21 protein-coding genes are annotated in these 19008 nt (G+C 61.2%); 15 read left to right on the forward strand and 6 right to left on the reverse strand.

Going from position 1 to position 19008, the window contains the following annotated elements:
• The 4 genes from zwf to ACN0VH_RS11125 all read left to right on the forward strand — a co-directional run bounded on the left by zwf (position 1) and on the right by ACN0VH_RS11125 (position 5102).
• Positions 1–1461, forward strand: a complete 1461-nt coding sequence (gene zwf / locus ACN0VH_RS11110) for a glucose-6-phosphate dehydrogenase (protein ID WP_417700621.1) — start codon at positions 1–3, stop codon at positions 1459–1461.
• Between the two features lie 80 nt (positions 1462–1541).
• Positions 1542–3380, forward strand: coding sequence for a phosphogluconate dehydratase (gene edd, locus ACN0VH_RS11115; RefSeq protein WP_417700622.1), 1839 nt, complete (start codon positions 1542–1544; stop codon positions 3378–3380).
• 169 nt (positions 3381–3549) lie between these two features.
• Positions 3550–4374 (forward strand): sulfite exporter TauE/SafE family protein, encoded by an 825-nt coding sequence (locus tag ACN0VH_RS11120; protein ID WP_417700623.1) that lies wholly within the window; start codon positions 3550–3552, stop codon positions 4372–4374.
• 5 nt (positions 4375–4379) lie between these two features.
• Positions 4380–5102, forward strand: coding sequence for a FadR/GntR family transcriptional regulator (locus tag ACN0VH_RS11125; protein WP_417700624.1), 723 nt, complete (start codon positions 4380–4382; stop codon positions 5100–5102).
• 103 nt (positions 5103–5205) lie between these two features.
• Here the strand turns inward: ACN0VH_RS11125 and ACN0VH_RS11130 are convergent, their stop codons facing one another.
• Positions 5206–5433, reverse strand: a complete 228-nt coding sequence (locus ACN0VH_RS11130; RefSeq protein ID WP_278923481.1) for a hypothetical protein — start codon at positions 5431–5433, stop codon at positions 5206–5208.
• A gap of 349 nt (positions 5434–5782) precedes the next feature.
• Here ACN0VH_RS11130 and ACN0VH_RS11135 point away from each other — a divergent pair, with 349 nt between their 5' ends.
• Genes ACN0VH_RS11135 through ACN0VH_RS11155 form a run of 5 tightly spaced genes read left to right on the forward strand, consistent with a single transcriptional unit; the run spans position 5783 to position 9727 of the window.
• Positions 5783–6409 carry a DUF4178 domain-containing protein gene (locus ACN0VH_RS11135; RefSeq protein WP_417700625.1) on the forward strand — a complete coding sequence of 209 codons (627 nt, stop codon included), beginning with the start codon at positions 5783–5785 and terminating at the stop codon, positions 6407–6409.
• Entirely contained in the window at positions 6406–7722 is a 1317-nt protein-coding gene (locus tag ACN0VH_RS11140) for a DUF4178 domain-containing protein (RefSeq protein ID WP_417700626.1), read from the forward strand. The genes ACN0VH_RS11135 and ACN0VH_RS11140 overlap by 4 nt, the downstream gene beginning before the upstream one ends.
• 1 nt (position 7723) lies before the next feature.
• Positions 7724–7882 (forward strand): hypothetical protein, encoded by a 159-nt coding sequence (locus ACN0VH_RS11145; RefSeq protein WP_278923478.1) that lies wholly within the window; start codon positions 7724–7726, stop codon positions 7880–7882.
• 11 nt (positions 7883–7893) lie between these two features.
• A complete protein-coding gene (locus ACN0VH_RS11150; protein WP_278923477.1) occupies positions 7894–8118 on the forward strand; it encodes a DUF350 domain-containing protein in 225 nt (74 codons plus the stop codon).
• Positions 8108–9727 (forward strand): polyamine aminopropyltransferase, encoded by a 1620-nt coding sequence (locus ACN0VH_RS11155; RefSeq protein ID WP_417700627.1) that lies wholly within the window; start codon positions 8108–8110, stop codon positions 9725–9727. Before ACN0VH_RS11150 ends, ACN0VH_RS11155 begins: the two co-directional genes overlap by 11 nt.
• 89 nt (positions 9728–9816) lie before the next feature.
• Here ACN0VH_RS11155 and ACN0VH_RS11160 read toward each other — a convergent pair whose 3' ends face one another.
• The 5 genes from ACN0VH_RS11160 to ACN0VH_RS11180 form a co-directional block, all read right to left on the reverse strand.
• Positions 9817–10644: a heme ABC transporter ATP-binding protein gene (locus ACN0VH_RS11160; protein ID WP_417700628.1), complete on the reverse strand. Its 828-nt coding sequence runs from the start codon at positions 10642–10644 to the stop codon at positions 9817–9819.
• Entirely contained in the window at positions 10641–11726 is a 1086-nt protein-coding gene (locus tag ACN0VH_RS11165; RefSeq protein ID WP_417700781.1) for a FecCD family ABC transporter permease, read from the reverse strand. Before ACN0VH_RS11165 ends, ACN0VH_RS11160 begins: the two co-directional genes overlap by 4 nt.
• Positions 11727–11728: 2 nt before the next feature.
• A complete protein-coding gene (locus ACN0VH_RS11170; protein ID WP_417700629.1) occupies positions 11729–12634 on the reverse strand; it encodes a heme/hemin ABC transporter substrate-binding protein in 906 nt (301 codons plus the stop codon).
• A complete protein-coding gene (locus ACN0VH_RS11175) occupies positions 12631–13737 on the reverse strand; it encodes a hemin-degrading factor (protein ID WP_417700630.1) in 1107 nt (368 codons plus the stop codon). Before ACN0VH_RS11175 ends, ACN0VH_RS11170 begins: the two co-directional genes overlap by 4 nt.
• A 108-nt stretch (positions 13738–13845) precedes the next feature.
• Entirely contained in the window at positions 13846–14061 is a 216-nt protein-coding gene (locus ACN0VH_RS11180; protein WP_278923473.1) for a hypothetical protein, read from the reverse strand.
• Between ACN0VH_RS11180 and ACN0VH_RS11185 the strand changes: the two genes are divergently transcribed.
• The 6 genes from ACN0VH_RS11185 to ACN0VH_RS11210 are packed head-to-tail and all read left to right on the forward strand — an operon-like array spanning position 14060 to position 18985.
• Positions 14060–16051: a TonB-dependent receptor domain-containing protein gene (locus ACN0VH_RS11185; protein ID WP_278923472.1), complete on the forward strand. Its 1992-nt coding sequence runs from the start codon at positions 14060–14062 to the stop codon at positions 16049–16051. The two genes, ACN0VH_RS11180 and ACN0VH_RS11185, sit on opposite strands and share 2 nt — an antisense overlap.
• Positions 16052–16077: 26 nt before the next feature.
• Positions 16078–16533, forward strand: coding sequence for a hypothetical protein (locus tag ACN0VH_RS11190; RefSeq protein WP_278923471.1), 456 nt, complete (start codon positions 16078–16080; stop codon positions 16531–16533).
• Positions 16530–17198, forward strand: coding sequence for a MotA/TolQ/ExbB proton channel family protein (locus ACN0VH_RS11195; protein WP_278923470.1), 669 nt, complete (start codon positions 16530–16532; stop codon positions 17196–17198). Before ACN0VH_RS11190 ends, ACN0VH_RS11195 begins: the two co-directional genes overlap by 4 nt.
• On the forward strand, positions 17188–17583 hold the full coding sequence (locus ACN0VH_RS11200) for an ExbD/TolR family protein (protein ID WP_417700631.1): 396 nt from the start codon (positions 17188–17190) through the stop codon (positions 17581–17583). The genes ACN0VH_RS11195 and ACN0VH_RS11200 overlap by 11 nt, the downstream gene beginning before the upstream one ends.
• Positions 17583–17969 carry an ExbD/TolR family protein gene (locus tag ACN0VH_RS11205; RefSeq protein WP_278923468.1) on the forward strand — a complete coding sequence of 129 codons (387 nt, stop codon included), beginning with the start codon at positions 17583–17585 and terminating at the stop codon, positions 17967–17969. Before ACN0VH_RS11200 ends, ACN0VH_RS11205 begins: the two co-directional genes overlap by 1 nt.
• 14 nt (positions 17970–17983) lie before the next feature.
• Entirely contained in the window at positions 17984–18985 is a 1002-nt protein-coding gene (locus tag ACN0VH_RS11210) for a TonB family protein (RefSeq protein WP_278923467.1), read from the forward strand.
• Positions 18986–19008 lie beyond the last annotated feature (23 nt).

Consider the following 19008-nt stretch of genomic DNA (forward strand, 5'->3'; position numbering starts at 1 on the left):
ATGGTTTCTCGCGTTATCCCCGTTGACCCCTTTGATCTGGTGCTGTTCGGCGCCACCGGCGATCTGGCCCGGCGCAAGATCCTCCCCAGTCTGTTCCACCGGTTTCAGATCGCCCAGTTCTGCCCCAAGAGCCGCATCATCGGCACCTCGCGCAGCAAACTGGATCGCGGCGGATTTCAGGATTTTGTTGCCGCTGCGATCCGCGAGTTCGGTCAGGAGGGTGAAACCGGAGAGGACGATATCGCGGCTTTTGTTGAACTGCTGGATTATGTGCCGGTGGATGCTAGGGGCGATACCGGCTGGCAGGAGCTGAAGACCCATCTGCGCGCCGATGTTGTCCGGGTGTTCTACCTCTCGGTGGGGCCCAGCCTGTTTCCCGAAATCGCCAGTCGGCTGAACAGCAATGGTATCGCCACCCCCGAAAGCCGGATCGTGCTTGAAAAACCCTTTGGCCATGATCTGGTCTCGGCGCAGGCGCTGAATGCCGCCTTGAGCCAGCATTTCAGCGAGAGCCAGATCTACCGGATTGATCACTATCTGGGCAAGGAAACGGTGCAGAACCTGATGGCGCTGCGCTTTGCCAATTCGCTGTTTGAACCGCTGTGGAATTCCACCCATATCGACCATGTGCAGATTACCGTTGCCGAACGCATTGGCGTTGCCGGGCGCGGGGAGTATTATGACCGCTCTGGCGCCATGCGGGATATGGTGCAAAACCACCTGATGCAGCTCTTGTGCCTCACCGCGATGGAGCCGCCTTCGCGCTTTACCCCCAACGCGGTGCGTGACGAAAAGGTCAAAGTGATAGAGTCGCTGGAGCCAGTGTCGGAGAGTGATCTGGCGCGGGGCCAGTATCGCAGCAATGCCGCCACCGCCGAGGCGGACAGCTATCATGACCATGCAGGCAATGCCGATAGCACAACAGAGAGCTTTATCGCGCTGAAGGTGCATGTGGCCAATTGGCGCTGGGCGGGCACGCCGTTTTATCTGCGCACGGGCAAATGCCTGCGTGCCCGTGAAAGCGAAATCGCGGTCTACTTCCGTGATCCTCCACATAACATTTTTGAAGGTGCCGCCGGGGTACATGGCAATGTTCTCGTGATCCGGCTGCAACCGGACGAAGGCATCACCCTGCGCACCACGATCAAGGATCCCGGGCCTGGAGGTATGCGCCTCACCGCGGCCAACTTGGATATGACCTTTGCGGATTCCCTGCCCGAAGCGGGCCGTCCACAGGATGCCTATGAGAGGCTGATCATGGATGTGGTCCGGGGCAATCAGACCCTGTTCATGCGCGGCGACGAGGTAGAGGCCGCCTGGGCCTGGGCTGATCCGATCATCGCCAACTGGAGCCAGTCCGGTGCGAAGCCGCAGCTCTATGATCCGGGCAGCTCTGGGCCGGATGATTCCCTGTTGCTGATGCACCGCGACAACCGGCGCTGGCGCGGTATCGGTTCCTGATATTGCTGGTGCTCCAGATGATATGACGCTGTTAATGCCTGTTTTAATGCCCCCTGTCTGACACCCGAAAGGTTTCTCATATGCGTTTAAATAAAACACTCGCCGAGGTCACCGACCGGATTGTTGCCCGCTCTGCGCCAACCCGCCGTGCCTATCTGGACCGAATGTCCGCTGCCGCCGGCAAGGGTCCGGCGCGGGCCCATCTGAGCTGCTCTGGCCAGGCGCATGCCTATGCTGCAGCGGGGGCGGATCAGGCCAGTCTGGCGCAGGCCAGCAGCGGGCATCTGGGAATTGTCACCGCCTATAACGATATGCTTTCGGCGCATCAGCCGTTCGAGAGCTATCCAACCCTGATCCGCGACGCGCTGCGCGCCGCCGGGGGCACGGCGCAGGTGGCGGGTGGGGTGCCGGCCATGTGCGACGGCGTTACCCAGGGCGAGGCAGGCATGGAACTGAGCCTGTTTTCCCGTGATACCATTGCCATGGCAACGGGCATCGCGCTGAGCCACAATGTCTTTGATGCGGCGGTCTACCTTGGCGTCTGTGACAAGATTGTGCCGGGGCTGGTGATCGGCGCCCAGTCTTTTGGCCATTTGCCTGCGGTTTTCCTGCCTGCCGGGCCGATGACCAGCGGTCTTGCCAATGATGAAAAGGCGCAGATCCGCCAGAAATACGCCTCGGGCGAGGTTGACCGTGCCACGTTGTTGAAAGCCGAAATGGCCGCCTATCACGGCCCGGGCACCTGCACCTTCTATGGTACGGCCAATTCCAATCAGATGCTGATGGAATTCATGGGGCTGCATCTGCCGGGCTCCAGCTTTGTCAATCCGGGCACCCCCCTGCGCGAGGCCTTGACCGTTGAGGGGGCCAAACGGGCACTATCGCTGAGCGCGCTGGGCAACAACTATACGCCAGTCTGCCAGATCCTGGATGAAAAGACCTATGCCAATGGCATCACGGGCCTGATGGCGACCGGGGGCTCTACCAATCTGTTGATCCACCTGATTGCCATGGCACGGGCGGGCGGTATCATTCTGGATTGGCAGGATTTCTCGGATCTGTCCGACGTGGTGCCACTGCTGGCGCGTGTCTATCCAAACGGGCTGGCGGATGTGAATCATTTCCATGCGGCTGGCGGCTTGGGCTTCATGATCAAAGAGCTGCTCAACGCGGGTTTCCTGCACGCTGATACTAAAACCATTGCGGGCGCTGGCCTTGAGACCTACGCGCAGGAACCTTTCCTGTCGGACGAGGGGGGGCTGACCTTCCGCCCCACACCGAAAGAGACGCTGAACGCGGCCATTGTCCGCCCGGCCAGCGCGCCGTTTCAGGCAACGGGCGGGTTGAAACGGCTGACCGGGTCTCTGGGCACGGCGGTTATCAAGGTTTCGGCGGTGGATGAAAAACACCACGTGATCGAAGCTCCGGCGCGGGTCTTTCACGACCAAGAGGACGCCAAGGAGGCCTTCAAGGCCGGGGAATTCACCGGCGATGTTATCGTGGTGGTGCGCTTTCAGGGCCCCAAGGCCAATGGCATGCCTGAATTGCATAGTCTGACGCCGATGCTGGGGATCCTGCAGGGGCAGGGGCATCGGGTTGCCCTGGTGACGGATGGGCGCATGTCTGGTGCCTCTGGCAAGGTGCCCTCGGCCATCCATGTGGTTCCCGAAGCCCTGGACGGCGGCCCGATTGCCAAAATTCGCGATGGCGACCTGATCCGGCTTGATGCCACCAACGGCGTGCTGGAGATCTGCACTCCGGGTGTATTGGAGCGCGACAGTGCGACAGCTGATCTGAGCGCCTATCAACAGGGTACGGGGCGCGAAATGTTTGGCGTGTTCCGCCGTTCTGTGACCTCTGCCGATCAGGGGGCGACCGTGTTTGGCCAGAATGAAGGCGATGATTTCGCCAAGGGTTAACCTGTATCATCGTGGACTGACTGCTTGACTTGCCGTGGCTTTTTGGTGCTTTTGAACCAATCTTATATTGGTTCAAGGTCTGACGCTGCGCTGTTAGAGCACGGCGCCAGCGGGCCTGTCTCTTGCGGCGACCTCGGGCGGGGCGCTGCGGCAAGAAGGAAACACGTGGATGTTTGAAACCGAAACCCTGGTGACCCTGGCTGCTGTGGCTGCCGGGTCTGGGATTGTGGGCGGAGTGCTGGCCGGGTTGCTTGGCGTGGGGGGCGGTATCGTCATTGTGCCTGCGCTCTATCTGGCGCTGACGCTGACCGGGATGGAAAGTGCCCTGACCATGCAGGTGGCGGTGGGCACCTCGCTGGCGACGATTGTTTTTACCTCTTTGTCGTCCGGCTATGGCCACTATCGCAAAGGTGCCATTGATATGGGGCTGCTCAAGCTCTGGGCGCCGTCGATCCTGATCGGGGTGGTGATTGGCGGTATTCTGGGCGGCGTGGTGTCCGGCAAGGTGCTGATCGGGGTCTTTGCCAGCGTGGCGGCGATTGTGGCGCTGGACATGATCCTGCGTACTGGTGCCGACAGTGCAACTCCGCGCAGTTTTTCCAGGCCTGTCTGGGCGGGATTTGGTGTCTTTGCCGGGGCGGTCTCTGCGATGATGGGCATCGGTGGCGGCACGGTCTGCGTGCCTCTGCTCAACTTCCTCGGCTATGATATCCGCAAGGCGGTGGGCACCTCTGCGGCGATTGGCTTTGTAATTGGGCTGCCGGGGGCGCTGATCTACATGGGCACCGGTTTTGCTGCCGAAGGATTGCCGCCATTTTCGCTTGGCTATGTGAATCTGCTGTGTGCTGCGGCCATCATTCCCTTGAGCACGATCTTTGCCCGTGTCGGAGTGAGCTTGGCCCATAGCATCCCGCGACGGGCGCTGCGGCTGGTCTTTGGGCTGTTCCTGATGCTGACATCAGCCCGGATGTTCAGCGACCTTCTGGGCGGCTGAGCACGATGCCCGAGCCTGTCTTGAAATCTACACAGGCGGCGCTGGTTGCACGATTGCGCCGGGAAATCGCCGCCGGAGAGTTGCAGCGCGGCGACCGCCTGCCGCCCGAACGCGAAATGGCCGAGTATTTTGGCGTCAGCCGGGCCAGGCTGCGTCAGGCGCTGGATCAACTGGAAGGTGAAGGCGCGCTGTTTCGCCGCCGTGGACAGGGCACCTTTGTGCAGCCCCCGCCTGCGACGGATGCGGCGGGTTTGCATCGGCTGGCACGTCGGGTGCGCCCGCAGGATGTGATGGAGGTGCGCCTTGAGATCGAACCCGCTCTGGCCGGGCTGGCGGCCCTGCGCGCCAATGAAAAGGCCCGCGCGGTGTTTGCCGAGGTGGCCCAGGCCACATTGGATGCGCCAGATCAGCAAAGCTATGAGATCGCGGATGACATTTTTCACTACAAGATTGCAGAGATGGCGCAAAACCCGCTGTTTCTAACGGTCTATGAGTCGATCCGCTCCGTGCGCCAACAGGCGATGTGGACCCGGACGCGGGCCAAAACCTATTCCGCAGAGGTCACGTCAGTCCTGGGACAGCAACACCAAAGGCTGGCAAAGGCGATCTTGAATGGAGAGGCAGAGGCCGCGACAGAGGCGATGCGCGACCATCTGATTTGCGTTTCGCGAACGCTGATGCAGGCTGGGCCAGTCGTGCCGCAGAAAACGGGTGATCCGTGCAGTTAGCGCCTGGTCGTTCCTGCCCGGTTTTGCAATCCACCCGCGCAGGCACCAGGCGCTGCGAGGGTAGAAACAGGTTTGCCCGGATGTCGTGCCGCAGCGGCGGCGCTTACAGGTAGTAGCTGTCGGAAAAGACGTGGTGCACCAGATCGTCACGCTTCAAGCCACGTTTGGCCAGGTCTGCATCGCTCAGGTCCATCAGCTTGTTCAGGGTCTGATAACGGGTGTTTGCCTCTCCGATGGCAACCAGGCCATTGCCCAGGGCGATAAAGGGTTTTGCCAGCAGGCTTAGGACGCCAAGGGCGGTTGGTGCAGTGTAGTGGGCGGCATGTGCCATTGCAGGTCACTCCTGAATATAAACATCTCCCTTGCTTTGGACATAGGCGGCACCAGGGGCTGGGACCAGCCATCGCAGTGGTATAGCCGCCATGCGTCCGGCGCAGGTGGCGGGATTTGCCCAAAAACTGGGCACGTCTCTGGACCGCCTATCAAAATTCTTGCGATTTAATAAGGCGCTGGCCTGGGTGGCGGGGCAAAGGCACCGCATAGGACGCAGTGAGCGTGCAGGCGGCGTACAGGCCCGGTACAGTTCGGAGATGCAGGCAGGTCGCCGTGCCCATCTACGGAAATGATGCAACTCTGAGCGGTGTTTGCGGTTTTTCCCGCTTGCGCTCTTGGCAGCTGTGATGACACTGGCAGATATGAGCGAACTGCACTGTCCCAATTGCGGCGATCTGGTCTGCCCGGCGATCAAAAGCGTCAAGATGATCACTTGCGAATCCTGCACAACCACCCTGCTTCTGGAAGATGCGGGGCTGCGTCTTTCTGGCCAACAGGGGGTGCTGCATGACGTGCCTATGCTGTGCGGGCTGGGGGATCAGCTGCAGATCGGCACCGGGCGGTATCAGATCCTGGGCCATGCCCGGTTTTCTTATAGGCGTGGCACCTGGGATGAATTCTGGGCGGTTGATGCCGGGGGCAAACCCGTCTGGATTTCGGTAGACGAAGGCGATCTGATCCTGCAACGCAGCCTGCCGCCCGAGGCTTGGCCCACCTATGGTGGCAAGCTGCGACTGGGGCGGATCTTGCGCTATAAAAGCGAAGGATTTCGGGTGGATGAAGACGGCACTGGCACCTGCATCGGGCTCAAGGGCAGCTTTGATCATCCGCTGACGGTGGGAGAGAGCTATCGCTTTCTCAACCTGCAGGGCGATGCTGGCAATGTGCTCTCTGCTGAAATCAGCGGCGAGCAATATGAATGGTTCATCGGCACCTGGATTGATCCTTTTGAGGTCAAGGTGACAGTTGCATGAGCCTCAATCCTGATCTGAAGGCGATCAACTGCACTGCCTGCGGTGCTGGGCTTGATGTGCTGGGCGGCGGGCGTGTCACCACCCATATCTGCGCCTATTGCGGGTCGGCGCTGGACGCGTTGGACAATTATCGCGCGCTGCAAAAGTTCGACCTGCTGCAACGCCCCGAAACCAGTTTCAAGATCGGCACTGCGGGGCAGATTTTTGACGTTGATTTCACCGTGATCGGCCTGCTGCTGCATCAAGAGACCTGGCACGGCCGGATCTGGCGCTGGGTGGATCATCAGGTGTTTTCCCCGACCCATGGCTATGCCTGGATTACGCTGGAAGAGGGGCACCTGACCTTTTCGCGCCGCTACCGCAAACCGGCGGGATGGATGTCGTCCGAACAGGTCAACCGCGCCGATACCCGGCCGCAGCTCAGCGTCGCAGGAGAGATCTATAAATACTATGACACCTCGACCAGCGAGGTGATCTTTGCCGAGGGGGAATTCACCTGGACACCGCGCCAGGGCAAGCGAACCACCACGGTGACCGCGCTGTCCGAAACTGCGATGCTGTCCTTTTCCGCAACCGCCCGCGAGCGCGAGATCTACCGAACCACCTACCTGGAGAGAGACGACCTGGGCGGCGGGTTTGTCGCCGCCTATGATGCGGTGGCGCCCAGTGGCGCGCACCCTTTGAAGGGGCGCAAGGCCAACTCCCACGGCAGTTTTTTGATGAAGACTGGGCTGGGGGCCATGCTAACCTGCCTGGTTCTGAGCGGCTTTATGGCGCTGCAGGGCGGTGTGCGGGCAATAGATCCGCAGGTCCACAGCGTGCTGGACTTGCCGGTCACGGTGCCGTTTGACGTCAGCGAGGCGGGGCGTCTGACCCGCATCGATCTAGAGGGAAACGGCCGCAACAGCTGGAGCTACCTTGCGGTGGAACTGGAAGATCCCGAAGGGGAGCTGTTGTTTGAATCCGGTCGCACCGTTGAATATTACAACGGACGCGATCAAGACGGCAGTTGGAGCGAAGGCAGCAACCGGGCCAGCCTGGCTTTCTTTCCGCCTGTGCCTGGCACCTATAGGCTGACCCTGGATCTGGAAGAGACCGGTCTATGGGCCCCGCGTCAGAATGCTGCTGCCTCTGCCCAACATAGGATGACACAGATAGGCCTGCGCATTCGCACTGGTGTGTCCAGCGGCTTTTGGCTGATGATCCTGGCGCTTTGCTTTGGCGGGGTTGCCGGGTATCCGGCGCTGCGCCGCATGTTGCACAACAGGGCCCGCTGGCAGGGCAGTGACTGGACCGAAGAGGACGACGATTGAGATGATGGTATTTCGCGTGGTCTTTGTCTTGCTGTCTGCAAGTGCCATCGCCGGCACCAGCTATGTTGCCTATCTGGGTCATGGCGGTGAAAGCCGGGACCTGGATCGCTCTATTCGCGCCGTCAGCGCCGGGCGGGGATTGAATGGAAGTATCAAATAGAGAGGATTCTCATGGAGTATCTAGCCGCAATTCAACTGGCTGAGATGATCAGCACCATCGTCTATACCATCCTCGGGGTGGGGCTTATGGGGCTGGTCTGGAAGGTGATCGACTGGCTCACGCCCTTTCCGATCATGAAAGAGATCGAGCAGGATCAGAACATGGCCCTGGCGGTGCTGATCGGTATGCTGTTCATCTCTATTGCGATTATTATCGCGGCTGTCATTGTCTCCTGATCCGCGCGCCAAGACTGCAGGGACAGCGAAGGCAGGCGCGCCAGCGGATCCGCGTGCTGCGGAGTCGGATCTGCGCCTGCGTGAGACCTGGCTCTTGGTGGCGACCTTTCTGGTGGCTGTGGCCGGCCTTATCTACGAGCTGATTGCGGCGACATTGTCGAGCTATCTCTTGGGCGATTCCGTGCGCCAGTTTTCCTATGTCATTGGGATATTTCTATCGGCCATGGGGCTGGGGGCCTGGCTTTCTCGCTATGTGGAGAGTGCCATGTCCGGCTTTGTCTGGGCGCAGATCCTGCTCGGCATCGCCGGGGGCTTTATGGCGCCTGCGGTGTTCTTTGCCTTTGCCTGGATGGAGAGCGTGAGCCTGCTGCTTTATGGAGTGTTGATCACCGTCGGGCTGCTGTCGGGGATGGAGATACCTCTGATCGCGCGGGTGCTGAAGGGCATTGGGGCACCGGAGTTCCGGTTTGAAAACGTCCTGAGCGTGGATTACATCGGCGCGCTTGTGGCATCGCTGGCCTTTCCGGTGCTTATCATTCCGCATCTGGGGCTGATGGCAGGCAGCCTCGCCTTTGGTGCGCTGAACCTCGCGGTTGCGGGGCTGTCGCTGTGGGTTTTTCGCAGTGAAGCAAGCCGCTTGCAGGTGGGGGTTTGGGCCATCGCATTGAGCGTCACCCTGCTGGGGTTGTGGCAGGCCGAACGGCTGGTGTCGATGACCGAGACCAATCTGTTTGAGGATGACATCATCCTTAGCGAAACAACGCCATACCAGCAGATTACCGTCACTCGCTACCGCGACCGCACCCGGCTGTTTCTGGACTATTCAATCCAGTTCGACAGCCTGGATGAATACCGTTACCACGAAAGCCTTGTCCATCCGGCGATGGCGCAGGCGCAGCGGCGGAACCGGGTGCTGATCCTGGGTGGTGGCGATGGCATGGCAGCCCGCGAGGTGCTGCGCTGGCCCGATGTCGAGGCGGTCACGCTGGTGGATCTGGACCCCCGTGTGACCACGCTGTTTCGCGATCATCCCGACCTGTCGCAGCTCAACGCGGATGCCTTGTCTGATCCGCGGGTCGAGATCCACAACACCGATGCCTGGCGGTATGTGGAGAGCACCAGCGCGATCTATGACGTGATCATCATCGACTTGCCGGACCCCAAGAACCTGGCTCTGTCAAAACTCTATAGTCGCCAGTTCTATGGTGCCTTGGTGGAGCGGTTGAGCGCATATGGCAGCCTGGTTACCCAGGCCGGCTCTCCTTTGTTCGCGCGTGAGGCCTTTTGGTCGATCAATGCGACGCTGCAGGCCAGCCGCAATCCGCAACAGCCCGGCACCGGCCTGGTGACGCAGCCCTATCACGCCTATTTGCCCAGCTTTGGCGATTGGGGGTTTGTCCTCGCCAGTCAGCGCGCGGGGGCTGCGGCGGGCCATCTTGCATTGCCTCCGGCGCTGGAACAGCAGTTGAAATACCTCACCCCCGAGGTCTGGCAGGCGGCGCAGGTGTTTGATCGTCAAAGCGCCAAGCTGCCTGTCGCGGTGAATTCGCTGCAGTCGCATGCGCTGGTGGGCTATTACCTGAAGGGGTGGGCGCGCTGGTTTGAATAAGGGGCGACTGGTCGGCCTAGGGGGCGCAGGCATAGGCCGTAAACAGGCCCCGATTGAAAAGCCGGGGCCTGTTTATTGTCCGTATCTCGCTAGGTCGATACCGGAGACGAGCGCCTGCGCGCCTGTGGCAGCAGAAAGGGTATCTTGTCGGGCGGGGTGGTATTGACCGGGACAGGGCAGCTATAGGTGCGCGCCAGGGTTTCATCTGTCAGAACCTCTTGCGGGGTGCCCGTGGCTGCAACCGCGCCGGCCTGCATCAGTACCACATGATCGGCAAACATTGCGGTGAGATTGAGGTCATGCATCACCGCAACTACGCCGCCGCCACGGGCCGCGTAGTTGCGGGTCAGATCCATCACAGTGAACTGGTGGCCAATATCGAGGCTGGCGACGGGTTCATCCAGAATCAGCCAGCGCGGTGCGCCATCAACCATCGGTTCCCAGACCTGGGTGATGACGCGGGCCAGCTGCACCCGCTGCTGTTCGCCGCCCGATAGATCCTGATACATCCGCCCTGAGAAACCGTGCAACCCAACGGCCTCTAGCGCCTGTAGCGGCACATGGCTGTCCGCCGCGCTAAGGCCGGCGCTAAGGCCAAGGCGAACGATTTCAAGCACGGTAAAGGGAAAGGCAATCGTGCTGCTTTGCGGCTGTACCGCCCGCACCGCTGCCAGTTCCCAAGGGCTGAGCCGGGCGGTATCGGCACCGTTCAGATAGACCTGGCCGCTGTGGGCAACTTCGCCGGTCATCGCCCGCAACAGTGTGGTCTTGCCAGATCCGTTTGGGCCGACAATGGCGGTGACGCGGCCTGCGGTGGCGGTGAAATTTACCTGCCGAAGGACCTGCCGTCGTCCCAGTTGGACGGTGATATCGATGGCTTGCAATTGGGCTGTCGCGGAGGGGGGGGCCTGTGTCATATCGACAGCTCCCCGCGGCGGCGCAAAAGGATCCACAGGAACACCGGCGCGCCCAGAATGGCGGTGATGATCCCAATGGGCAATTCTGCCGGGGCGACAACCACCCGGGCGATCATATCCGCAGCTAGCAGGAGCGCCGCGCCCAAAAGGGCCGCATTGGGCAGCAGGCTGTGGTGATCCGGGCCTGTGGCCAGGCGCAACAGATGCGGCACCACAATCCCGATGAAGCCAATGCCACCAGAGACTGCCACCGCCGCGCCTGTGGCCCCTGCCACCGCCAGAATGGCGCTGTTCTTCACCCGTTGCACCGGGATGCCGATATGGCCCGCTGCGGCTTCGCCCAGGGCCATACCGTTGAGGCCACGCGCCAGAAAGGGGGCCGCCGCCAAGGCCAGGCCAATGATGGGAAGCGCTGCCAGTACCTTGGCCCAGGTAGCCCCCGCCAGGGATCCCATGCCCCAGAAGGTCAGATCGCGCAGCTGGTTGTCATCGCTGTAGTACACCAGCACCCCAGAGGCCGCCCCGGCCAGCGCGCCAAGTGCGATCCCGGCCAGCAGCATGGTCGCCACAGAGGTCTGTCCGCCGCGGGTTGATACCCGGTACAGCAAGAGCGTTGAGCCCCAGCCGCCCAGAAAGGCCGCCACCGGCACAAGGGCTGAACCTAGGATTTTCTGCAGTGAAAGTGGCAGAAAGGCCCCCAGAACAATGGCGCAGATGGCGGCCAGCCCGGCACCGGCGCTGACGCCGACAATGCCCGGATCCGCCAGAGGGTTGCGAAACAGCCCCTGCATCACCGCGCCAGAGACCGCCAGGGCCGCGCCGACAAGAATCCCCATGCACAGCCGGGGCAGGCGAATATCCAGCAATACGATCTGGTCCATGGTGGTCAGTTCTTGCCCATCATAGAGATGGGTCAGCGCCCGCCATAAGGACGCCTGCGAGGCCCCGGTGGTCAGCGATAAAATGCACGTCAGGACAAGCAAAAGCAGCAAGGCCAGCGTCAGGCGTCGCGCCCGGTGCCGTCGATCCGGTACCGGCGCCGGAGCGGTGACGGCACCAGGGCCGATCTCGGTTGAAAGCATGTTCACTCGTTCGCTCCGTAAAAGGCCTGCGACAGGTCTTTCACTGCAGTTGCGGTGCGCGGGCCAAAGCCGAGCAGCCGCAGCCCATCCATGCGCACAAGTTGGCCATTTTGTGCCGCCGGTGTCAGCATCAGGGCTGGTAGGCTGGTCATGCTTTCAAGCGTCAGCCCGTGGTCGCCGCCGCGATCCATCGCCAGGAGAATGTCCGGTGCAGCGGCGGTAATCGCCTCATCGGTCATTTGCTTGTAGCCGTCAAATTCGCTGATCGCATTCACTGCCCCTGCCATCGTAATGATGGCATCCGCGCCGGTCCCCTTGCCGCCCACGGTAATCCGCCCGCTTTGTGTCGACAGGATGAAAAGCACCCGCTTGCGGTGGTCACCTGCGGCAGCGCGGGCGAAATCCTGGGCCGATTGCAGATCTGCGCCGACCTGCTCTGCCAGGGCGGAACCGGCTTCTTGTTGGTCCAGCGCTGCTGCGATGGTGGTAATCTTGCTGATGATCCCTGCCGCCGAATAGGTCTCCGGAACTTCGACATAACGCAGATTTGCCTGTTTCAGAACTTCGATGGATTCCGGCGGGCCAGAGCCTTGCGAGGCCAGGATCATGTCGGGGTCTACCGAAAGCACCCCCTCGGGAGAGAGCGCACGGGCATAGCCGACGTTGGGAAGATCACTGGCCTCGGGCGGAAAGGTGGAGGTGCTGTCACGCGCCACCAGCCGCGCCTGTTGGTCCAGCGCATAGATGATTTCAGTGACAGCCCCGCCGACCGAGAGGATCCGCTGTGGGGTGTCGGCGCGGGCGATGGGCGATAGCAACAACAGGGCGGCAGTGACAGCCCCCAATAGTGCGGGCTGACATTTGGCGCCAAGGTCAGGGGATTTTGGTTTACCAATGCCAGGGATCATTGCGTGACCTCCGCCGCCGGTGCCGGCTGCGCTGCCGGTGCCGCCTGCGCGCATGTCGCCTCATCAGGGGCGGGCAGGGCCGCGACAATTTCTTCCCAGGCGCGGCGGTGATCACCGGTTTCGTCGCGACGGCCAAAGATCTGCAAGATGATCCGGCCCTCGGCGTCAAAGGCCTCTAGCGAGACCGCGGCACCGCGTTTGGTTGGTTTGTTCACGGCCCAGACCTCGGTCAGGTGATCCAGGCGCAGGTGCAGATCAAAGCCGGGGTCGAGGATATTCTGCCAGGGTCCCATGCGGCGCAGATTTTTCACCGGACCGGTGTGGATCTGAATGCAGCCGGGATTGCCCACAAAGATCATCACTTCGGTGCCGGTGTCCTGGATGGCCTGCAGGGCCGCATCCACCGCGCTGGGTGCCAGCGGGCAGGCCAGTGGCGCACCGGCAAGCCGGTACGCGCCCAGCCTGTTCATCTTGAGATCGCCTGTCAGTTTGCGAAACTGGTGGGTGTCGGTCATCTTGGCCCAGCCGATCCGCAGCTGTACGGCCTTGTCAGGTTCGGCGCGGGCCGGTTCCGGGGCCTGGCGCGGAGCGACCTCTAGGTGGTCGCTGGGATCTTTCAGTGCCAGATCCGCAAGCAGGCTCTCCCAGGCCGCAAGATCCGAGGCAGGGCGCAGATGCACCTTGTGCACCGCATCGCCAGCCGCATCAAAGAACTGCAAGGAGCGCCGGGTGCCGCCCTTGTCAGAGCTGCGTTCAACCGCAAAGGCAGAGATGAAATGGCGCGGGAACAGCCGCAGGTCGATATCCGGGTTCAGTACCATCGCGGCATGATTGCCAGGGTGATAGCCGCTGTAGGTGCCAACCTTTTCAATCACGCAGGCGTCATTGCGGGTCAGCGCCATGACTTCTCCCAGATCTGCGAGCCGGGGAAAAATCGCGTCGATATCCGCCGCGATTGGCGTCACGCCGTGCCCGACATAGGCTGCAACCAGCTGGGCTTCGGTGATCTGGAATTGGGCAGCAAAATCGCGGTCGCGCAGTGTGTCGTGGTCTTGGCGCAATTGGCGAATTGTCTGGGGATCCAGCGGGGAAGAGAGGTCCATTCTAGGGCCCTTTCAGTAGCAGAAGTGTTTACGGAAAGGGCTGGCTCTGGGCTGTAACCTGCGTCTTTAGGCGCAAGGCAGGGCTGGCGGCTGTTGTTGAAACAGCGTTTATTTATGTTGACTGTTTTTATCACCTTTACTATCAGGCTCAAGTGGAAACTTAATTTTCCACTGAAAATGCAAAAATACCGCGCCAGCCCCTACTGCAAGCATCGGTTCAAAGACCAAAGATGCAAAGGGACATGTGATGGGAAGAATTCGGCTGGCGCAGCATTTGCTGGGGACCGTTTCCATTTTGGGTTTGACGTTGGGATCGGCTGCCATGGCGCAGGATCTTCCCGACGATCTGGCACTGGATCTTCAGGATGAAGCCTTCCTGGGCACGATTGAGCTGGGCCAGGGCAAGCGGGCGGTGCAGGTGGATACCGCAGTGCCCCTGACAGTGATCAACCAGGAAGAAATTGACGATCGCCAGGCGGCAACAATTGCGCAGCTGGTAGAGTCCGTACCGGGGGTGAGCCTGGTGAACGGTACCACCCCGCAGTCTTCGGGGATTTCGATCCGCGGCTTTGGCGCGGATGCGACTTATGGCACCAGCCCGCGGGTGCTGGTCTCAATCGACGGAGCCACTACAGGTGGTGAGGAAATCTACCGTATCGGCAACCAGCTGTTCACTGACCCGGCGCTTTACAAAGAGGTCTCTGTTATCCGGGGGACTGTTGGCAGTTTTGAATTTGGCTCTGGCGTTGTCGGCGGGGTTGTCAAATTGGAAACCAAGGATGCCTCGGATATCACTGGTGGTGAAATCGGCACTCGGTTCCGCCAAACGCTAGAGGCGCAGTCCAATGGTTCGGGGTGGGCGTCCTCCTCAATTCTGGCATTCCAGCCAACCGAGAATGCCGAGTTCCTGCTGAACTATACGGTGCGCGACAATGACGCCTATGACGATGGTGAAGGCACCCAGGTTTCAGGCTCGGATTTTCGGGATTATTCCTATCTGGCCAAGGGGCGGTTTACCTTTGGCGACAGTCGCGAACACGCGCTGACCGCTTGGTACAATGTGACCCATTCGAACGAGAGGGACGTGCCCTATGACGCATTGGGCGCCTCTGGTGGGGGCGGGTTCTATTTTGGCAATGTGGACCGAATTGTCGATAGCCGCACGGCTGGGCTGCGCTATCAGTTTGATCCGGTTGGCAATGACCTGATCCATCTGGACGCAACGCTGACCTATGCCGAACAGGATATCGACAGCACCTATCTTCCCGGCAGCTGCGCAGGGTTCCCCGGCTGTGATGCTTCGGTGTCCGATTTGCTGAATGCGGATCACAATTACAAAACCACCAAGCTGACCCTGAAGAATACCAGCTACTTTGATACCGGCCTGGCCTCGCATGATCTGCGCCTTGGGCTGGAGTTTGTTAACCGCGAACGCCTGGATGCGCCTTCGGCCCCTGGGGGTACGGATCGCCGCATTGCGCTGTTTGCGGTGGATGACATCCAGTTTGGCCAGCGCTTCACGCTGACCCCGGCGCTGCGCTATGAAACCCAGGATGTAAAAGGCACGGATATTGTGTCTCCGGGTGACACCGATCCTTATAACGGCAGAATCAAAAATGACGCCCTGATGGGCGGTCTATCGGCGCGCTATGAATTTGACAGCGGCTTGGCGCTCTTTGCTGGTGCCGCCTATACCGAGGTCTTTCCGATCATCGACCGCCTGGACAAGGATCCTTTGGTCTGGGTGCCGGAACAGGGAACAACCTACGAGATTGGCTTCTCTTACCAGCGTCAGAGCCTGTTTTCGGCGGGGGATCGCTTTGCCGTCAAGGTCAATTACTATGACACCACCCTGGAAGATGTGCGTGTTGCCGGTGACGTCCTGACAGAGATCGATACCAGTGGCGTCGAAATCGAAGCCTCCTACGGGATGGAAAATGGGTTCTATGTCGACCTGAACGCTACCTCGGCTGAAGGAGAGCAGCGCCGCCCCGATGGCACCGTTTCCGATTATATCTTTGCGCCGGTCGGATCGGCGGCGCTGACGCTTGGGAAACGCTTTGACGAGAGCCTTGATCTCAGCTGGGAGCTGGTCGCGGCAGAGGGCACCATGGCGGTCAATGGCAGTGGTCCGATCAGTGGTTACGGGGTCAACAACCTGCGTGCCACCTATCGGCCGCAGAATGGTGTCTTGAAAGGGACGGAAATCCGCTTTGGCGTCGAGAATGTTTTTGACAAACAGTATCAGACCCAGCTGTCGACCCGTGCGGCAGCAGGCCGCAACTTCAAGCTGACACTGGCCAAAACTTTCTGATCACTGATCCAAACGAGAGGATACCAATGGGACATCTTGCTCTGAAATCTTCGACCTTGGCGTTTTGCTTTATGGCAGGGTTTGGCACTGCCGCCACCGCCCAGGAGACGGTCCAAGAGATGGCGCAGACCGCAGGGCCTGCAATCGCGATGGAGCTGAGCGCGGCCGAAGACCTGAATGCGCAGTGCAAGCTGTCATTTGTGGTGACCAATGGCCATAAAAGCGATGTGGAGCAGGCGGTATATGAAACCGTCCTGTTCGACGCGGCGGGCCAGGTGGCGCGTCTGACCCTGTTGGATTTCCAGGATCTTCCTGCCGGGCGCCCGCGCGTGCGGCAGTTTCAATTCCCGCAGGCCTGTGCTGATATCAGCCGGGTTCTGATCAATGGGGCGCAGACCTGTTCTGCCCCCGCATTGCCCAAAGGTGCCTGTAGTCAAGGGCTTAGCCTGACCAGTCGCGTCAAGGTGGAGCTTCTGGGATGAGCCTGATTCAAGATGCCATCACCGGGATTCTGGATTTGGGCGGTCCAGTGGTTTTGCTGCTGCTTTGTGTCTCGGTGCTGACCTCAGCACTGGTGATCTATAAACTGTGGCAATACCAAGCGGCGCGGGTGGGGCGCCACCGGCAGCTGGCAATAGCTGTCGCCGCTTGGGACCGGGGCAACCACAAGGCGGCGCTGATGGCGCTGGGCGAAAGCCGATCCTACCTTGCCCCGGTGTTGCGCATGGCGCTGGCGGCACCGCAGACCCCTGAACTGTCAGCCCGGGTTGACGCCGAAGCCGAAGCGCGCTTTGCCGAACTGGAGCGCGGGCTCGGGGCCTTGGATATGGTGGCGCAGTTGGCACCCCTGATGGGGCTGTTTGGCACCGTGATCGGCATGATCGAAGCCTTTCAGAAATTGCAGTCAGCGGGATCTTCGGTGGATCCGTCTTTGCTGGCGGGTGGCATCTGGGTGGCGCTGCTGACCACTGCGGCTGGGCTGGCGGTGGCCATGCCGACCTCGCTTGTGCTCAGCTGGCTGACGGCGCGGATGCAGCGCGAGAGGGTTTTCGCCAACCAAGCGCTGCGCCGGGTTTTTGCGCCGCAAGAGAGCGCCGCAGATGCGTCTGGTGAGTCTGCCGCAGGTGTTCTGGCCTATGCCGGTTAAGCTCTCTGCTCCCCGGCGTGCGCGCCTGTCGATGACATCGCTGATTGATGTCATCTTTCTGTTGTTGCTGTTTTTCATGCTGACCTCGACCTTTTCCAAATACGGCGAGGTCGAGCTGATGGCGGCAGGCGCGGCTCCTGGAGAGAGCGGCGCGGAGGAAGACCGCAATCGGCTGTTTGTCAGCCTCGGCGGTGATGGTCTGGCGCTAAATGGCCAACCCGTTGATCTGGGGCGGATAGCGGATCTTGTGCGCAGTCAGCCGCAAGACAGTCGGGGCCATCTTGTGTTGATCAGCCCGGATGCGGAGGCCACGGCGCAGCAGCTGGTCGATCTGTTGGCGGCGCTGCGCCAGGTGAAGAAATTGCAGACTGTGGTGCTGGGCTGATGCAGTTGAAACCCCGTATTCCGACGCCAAAAGAGCCAACAATCGCCCTGATCAACATTGTCTTTCTGATGCTGATCTTCTTTATGATTGCGGGCACTCTGGCGCCGCCGCTGGACCGGGATCTGACGTTGATAAAAACTGCAGATCTGGAGGGGCGTGAGCCCCCCGATACGCTGGTGGTGCATGCGGATGGGCGGCTTACGCTGCGGGGCACAGCCATTGCGGATGCCGGCGCCTATGTCGCTGGTTTGTCGTCCGAGGCCCGCGCAGTGGTTCGAATTGTGCCGGATCAGGCCCTTCCAGCCAGAGAACTGGTGCAGGTTGGTAATATCCTGCGCGAGGCTGGGGCCCTACGGGTTGTGCTGATCTCAGAGCGGGCGTTGTGAGCGGGGTGGCGCAGATGGTGCCTCCCTTGGGGCATGCGGTGCCGCGCTCTTTCCTGGCGGCGCTGCTGGCCCTGGTTCTGGCCTTTGGCCTACATGCGGCCTTTGCCCTGCAGGGGACTGGCACGATCACGCAGCAGGCGGGCGGCCAGACGGCGCTTGCGGCGCAGGGCAATAGTTTTGTCAATTTGGCGGCCGGAATCGAAACCCCGGTCAGAGCCCCGGATCATACTGCGACGATCCCTCCGGTTTCGGCTCCGCTGTTGCAGCAAACGGTCCCGTCTACAGTTGCTGCAACACCGCCTGCAACATCTGCCAAGGCGGCTACGGCGCTGCCACAGCAGGCGGTGGCGGTGACGCAGGCCCTGCCAATCAAGCCGGTCCGGGGCGGGGTGCCTCTGGTTGCGGTGACGCCAGATGCCCTGGCTGATGTGGTCGCCACCCCGACGGTCACGCCCAGGCAGCCCAGGCTTCAGCCGCAGCCGTCAGCGCCGCAAAGCAGGGCGGTGACAGCTTCGCTGCGGCCACCGCAACGCCCGGCAGAACAGCCGCTAGAACAGGCCCCCGAGCAGCGCATAGCCCCAGATGCCAATCCCCGCGAACCGACCGCGACAACGGCTGGCGCAACAGCCGCGCCAGCGGCTCAGTCGTCGCGCGGCAATAGCACCGTCAGCGCGAAACAGGGGGCGGAAACATCCAACAGCCGCCCCGCTGGCGGGCAGGCCACCAAAACGGGCGGGACGGCGCAGGTTCAGGGCAATGCGGCAGCCAGCAACTACCCAGGCCTGGTCATGCGCCGGATCCAGCGGGCCAAGCGGCGTACCACTGTACGCGGTGTTGCGATGGTGCGGTTTCGCATCGGTGCAGGGGGCGGATTGGCAGGCCTGAGCCTGGCGCGCAGTTCCGGTTCTGACAAGCTGGACCGGATTGCCCTGGATCAGGTCCGCCGCGCGGCCCCCTTTCCGCCACCACCCGCCGGCGCGCGCACCAGCTTCACGGTGCGGATCAAGGGCAAGTGAGGCGGCAAAGAGGCGCAGCCCGT

Source organism: Pseudophaeobacter sp. (assembly GCF_048267565.1).
Classification (GTDB): domain Bacteria; phylum Pseudomonadota; class Alphaproteobacteria; order Rhodobacterales; family Rhodobacteraceae; genus Pseudophaeobacter; species Pseudophaeobacter profundi.

Coding starts and splice junctions, on each gene's coding strand:
- ACN0VH_RS11145 (WP_278923478.1), top strand. CDS start 7,724: ATGATGGTATTTCGCGTGGTCTTTGTCTTGCTGTCTGCAAGTGCCATC.
- edd (WP_417700622.1), top strand. CDS start 1,542: ATGCGTTTAAATAAAACACTCGCCGAGGTCACCGACCGGATTGTTGCC.
- ACN0VH_RS11185 (WP_278923472.1), top strand. CDS start 14,060: ATGGCGCAGGATCTTCCCGACGATCTGGCACTGGATCTTCAGGATGAA.
- ACN0VH_RS11180 (WP_278923473.1), bottom strand. CDS start 14,061: ATGGCAGCCGATCCCAACGTCAAACCCAAAATGGAAACGGTCCCCAGC.
- ACN0VH_RS11170 (WP_417700629.1), bottom strand. CDS start 12,634: ATGATCCCTGGCATTGGTAAACCAAAATCCCCTGACCTTGGCGCCAAA.
- ACN0VH_RS11210 (WP_278923467.1), top strand. CDS start 17,984: ATGGTGCCTCCCTTGGGGCATGCGGTGCCGCGCTCTTTCCTGGCGGCG.
- ACN0VH_RS11135 (WP_417700625.1), top strand. CDS start 5,783: ATGACACTGGCAGATATGAGCGAACTGCACTGTCCCAATTGCGGCGAT.
- ACN0VH_RS11200 (WP_417700631.1), top strand. CDS start 17,188: ATGCCGGTTAAGCTCTCTGCTCCCCGGCGTGCGCGCCTGTCGATGACA.
- ACN0VH_RS11120 (WP_417700623.1), top strand. CDS start 3,550: ATGTTTGAAACCGAAACCCTGGTGACCCTGGCTGCTGTGGCTGCCGGG.
- ACN0VH_RS11160 (WP_417700628.1), bottom strand. CDS start 10,644: ATGACACAGGCCCCCCCCTCCGCGACAGCCCAATTGCAAGCCATCGAT.
- ACN0VH_RS11130 (WP_278923481.1), bottom strand. CDS start 5,433: ATGGCACATGCCGCCCACTACACTGCACCAACCGCCCTTGGCGTCCTA.
- ACN0VH_RS11190 (WP_278923471.1), top strand. CDS start 16,078: ATGGGACATCTTGCTCTGAAATCTTCGACCTTGGCGTTTTGCTTTATG.
- ACN0VH_RS11140 (WP_417700626.1), top strand. CDS start 6,406: ATGAGCCTCAATCCTGATCTGAAGGCGATCAACTGCACTGCCTGCGGT.
- zwf (WP_417700621.1), top strand. CDS start 1: ATGGTTTCTCGCGTTATCCCCGTTGACCCCTTTGATCTGGTGCTGTTC.
- ACN0VH_RS11205 (WP_278923468.1), top strand. CDS start 17,583: ATGCAGTTGAAACCCCGTATTCCGACGCCAAAAGAGCCAACAATCGCC.
- ACN0VH_RS11125 (WP_417700624.1), top strand. CDS start 4,380: ATGCCCGAGCCTGTCTTGAAATCTACACAGGCGGCGCTGGTTGCACGA.
- ACN0VH_RS11150 (WP_278923477.1), top strand. CDS start 7,894: ATGGAGTATCTAGCCGCAATTCAACTGGCTGAGATGATCAGCACCATC.
- ACN0VH_RS11175 (WP_417700630.1), bottom strand. CDS start 13,737: ATGGACCTCTCTTCCCCGCTGGATCCCCAGACAATTCGCCAATTGCGC.
- ACN0VH_RS11195 (WP_278923470.1), top strand. CDS start 16,530: ATGAGCCTGATTCAAGATGCCATCACCGGGATTCTGGATTTGGGCGGT.
- ACN0VH_RS11165 (WP_417700781.1), bottom strand. CDS start 11,726: ATGCTTTCAACCGAGATCGGCCCTGGTGCCGTCACCGCTCCGGCGCCG.